We start from the raw sequence: 2,461 nt of genomic DNA on the forward strand, positions 1-2,461 counted from the left end.
GGTCCAGCTCCGTCTCGATCCACGGGCCCAGCGGGGTGAACCCGTCGGCGCCCTTGGCGCGCCACCACTGCTTGTCCGGCCCCTCCGGCGTCCGGGTCCGCTTCTGCCCCTCGCCGACCGGCACCCCGCACGTCGGCCTGATCCGCACGGCCCTGTTCAACTGGGCCTACGCGCGCCACACCGGCGGCAAGCTCGTCTTCCGCATCGAGGACACCGACTCCGCGCGCGACAGCGAGGAGAGCTACGCGCAGATCCTCGAGGCGCTGCGCTGGCTCGGGCTCGACTGGGACGAGGGCATCGACGTCGGCGGCCCGCACGAGCCGTACCGGCAGAGCCGGCGCCGCCCCCTCTACGACGACGTGGTGCGCCGGCTGCGCGAGGCCGGGCACCTGTACGAGTCGTTCTCGACGGCCGAGGAGATCGCGGCGCGCCACGAGGCGGCCGGGCGCTCCGCGGCGCTGGGCTACGACGGCTTCGACCGCGACCTGACGCCGGAGCAGGTCGCGGCCTTCCGCGAGCAGGGCCGCGAGCCCACCCTGCGGCTGCGGGTGCCCCAGGACCGCGACTACTCCTTCGACGACCTGGTGCGCGGGCGCATCGAGTTCAAGGCGGGCTCGTTCCCGGACCCGGTGCTCGTGCGCGCCAACGGCGAGCCGCTCTACACCCTGGTCAACCCCGTCGACGACGCCCTCATGGGCATCACGCACGTGCTGCGCGGGGAGGACCTGCTCAGCTCCACCGCCCGCCAGATCGCGCTGTACGAGGCCCTCATCGACGTCGGGGTGGCCCGGGCGGTCCCGCGCTTCGGGCACCTGCCGTACGTGATGGGCGAGGGCAGCAAGAAGCTGTCCAAGCGCGACCCGGAGTCCAACCTCTTCCACCACCGCGACCGCGGTTTCGTGCCGGAGGGCCTGCTGAACTACCTGGCCCTGCTGGGCTGGGGCATCGCCGAGGACCGCGACGTCTTCGGCGTGGAGGAGATGGTCGCCGCCTTCGACGTGGCCGACGTCAACGCCTCCCCGGCCCGCTTCGACCCGGCCAAGGCCGAGGCGATCAACGCCGCGCACCTGCGGCTGCTGGCGCCGGAGGACTTCCGCGAGCGCCTGGTGCCCTACCTGCAGGCCGGCGCGGTGCTGCCCGCGCAGCCCACCGCCGAGCAGCTCGCCCGGCTGGCCGCGGCCGCGCCGCTGGTGCAGGAGCGCATGACGCTGCTGGGCCAGGCGCCGGGGATGCTCGGGTTCCTCTTCGCACCCGACGAGGAGCTGGTGCTGGAGCAGGACGCGCTCTCGGCGCTGCGCCCGGAGGCCGCCGACGTGCTCGACGCCGCCCTGGCGGCGCTGGAGCCGCTGGCGGGGTGGACGACGCCGGCCGTCGAGGCCGCGCTGCGCGCCGCGGTGGTCGAGGGCCTGGGCGTGAAGCCGAAGTTCGCCTTCGCGCCGGTGCGCACGGCCGTGACGGGGCGGCGGGTGTCGCCGCCGCTGTTCGAGTCGATGGAGATCCTCGGCCGGGACTCCTCGCTGGCGCGCCTGCGCCGGCTGCGCGCGACGCTGGGCTGACCTGCCGTCCCGCCGCGTCCCGGCCCCCGGGCCGGGACGCGGCGGTGGCACGCGGCGGCGGGGCGGCGCGGCGGGCGGCTCAGGTGCGGCCGCCGGCAGCCGATTTGGGGAGCGGTGCGCGGACCGGGTAGAGTCTGCGACGCACCCGGGCGGGACGCCGGCCGGGAGATCACCATGGGGTATGGTGTAATTGGCAGCACGACTGATTCTGGTTCAGTTAGTCTAGGTTCGAGTCCTGGTACCCCAGCGCTTCCGGCGCGATGGATCACGATCCACCTCCGTTGGACGACGTTCGTCCCTCGCGGGACGAATGAGCTAGGGCCCCGTTGTGTAGCGGCCTAGCACGCCGCCCTCTCAAGGCGGTAGCGCGGGTTCGAATCCCGTCGGGGCTACTCCAGAAGATCGCGGTCCTGGACCGCGGTCCGTGCTGGAAGGGGTCCACCCCCACCGGGGTGGACGAGCTGGGGCCCCGTTGTGTAGCGGCCTAGCACGCCGCCCTCTCAAGGCGGTAGCGCGGGTTCGAATCCCGTCGGGGCTACCCCTGAAGGCCCCCGGTCGACGACCGGGGGCCTTCGTCGTACCCGCTGCCCGCGCCTCAGCCCTGCGCACCCCGGTCCCGCCGCGGCGGGGGGCCGCCGCTGCCGAAGCGCTCGCCGGAGTGGTGCTGCTGCGCCAGGCGCCGCAGCGCCAGCAGCACCGGCTCGTGCAGCACGGTGCCCAGCACCACGAACTCCACGGCGTCGGCGGTGTCCGCGGCGGGCACGGCGGCGACCTCCTCGCGGGCCACGGCGTCCGCCGCGCGCACGTAGCGCCGCAGCGCCGCGGGGTCGACCGGCAACCCGGCGGCCGCCAGCGCCGTCAGCGCCGCGCCGAGCTGCGCGGCGGTGGCGCAGCCGGCGTCCACC

At 74.8% G+C, this 2,461-nt stretch carries 2 protein-coding genes, 3 tRNA genes and 1 pseudogene; 4 read left to right on the plus strand and 2 right to left on the minus strand.

Annotation, left to right across the window (positions count from 1 at the left end; all coding sequences use genetic code 11):
* Positions 1–124, minus strand: a 124-nt coding sequence (locus tag GTR00_RS26045) for a fumarylacetoacetate hydrolase family protein (RefSeq protein ID WP_323132604.1), incomplete at its 3' end; no start/stop codon positions are given.
* On the opposite strand from GTR00_RS26045, the gene gltX reads away from it, so the two are divergent.
* The 4 genes from gltX (at position 72) to GTR00_RS18885 (ending at position 2,094) form a co-directional block, all read left to right on the plus strand.
* A complete protein-coding gene (gltX, locus tag GTR00_RS18870) occupies positions 72–1,556 on the plus strand; it encodes a glutamate--tRNA ligase (protein ID WP_205706186.1) in 1,485 nt (494 codons plus the stop codon). The genes GTR00_RS26045 and gltX overlap by 53 nt on opposite strands.
* 175 nt (positions 1,557–1,731) lie before the next feature.
* Positions 1,732–1,803: transfer RNA gene (locus tag GTR00_RS18875), tRNA-Gln, on the plus strand.
* Between the two features lie 72 nt (positions 1,804–1,875).
* Positions 1,876–1,948: transfer RNA gene (locus tag GTR00_RS18880), tRNA-Glu, on the plus strand.
* A 73-nt stretch (positions 1,949–2,021) separates the two neighbouring features.
* Positions 2,022–2,094: transfer RNA gene (locus tag GTR00_RS18885), tRNA-Glu, on the plus strand.
* 57 nt (positions 2,095–2,151) lie between these two features.
* Here the strand turns inward: GTR00_RS18885 and GTR00_RS18890 are convergent.
* Positions 2,152–2,461 (minus strand): annotated as a pseudogene (locus tag GTR00_RS18890) (MerR family transcriptional regulator); the annotation flags it as partial.

It is taken from the genome of Kineococcus indalonis (assembly GCF_009906395.1).
In the GTDB taxonomy this organism is placed as follows: Bacteria; Actinomycetota; Actinomycetes; order Actinomycetales; family Kineococcaceae; genus Kineococcus; species Kineococcus indalonis.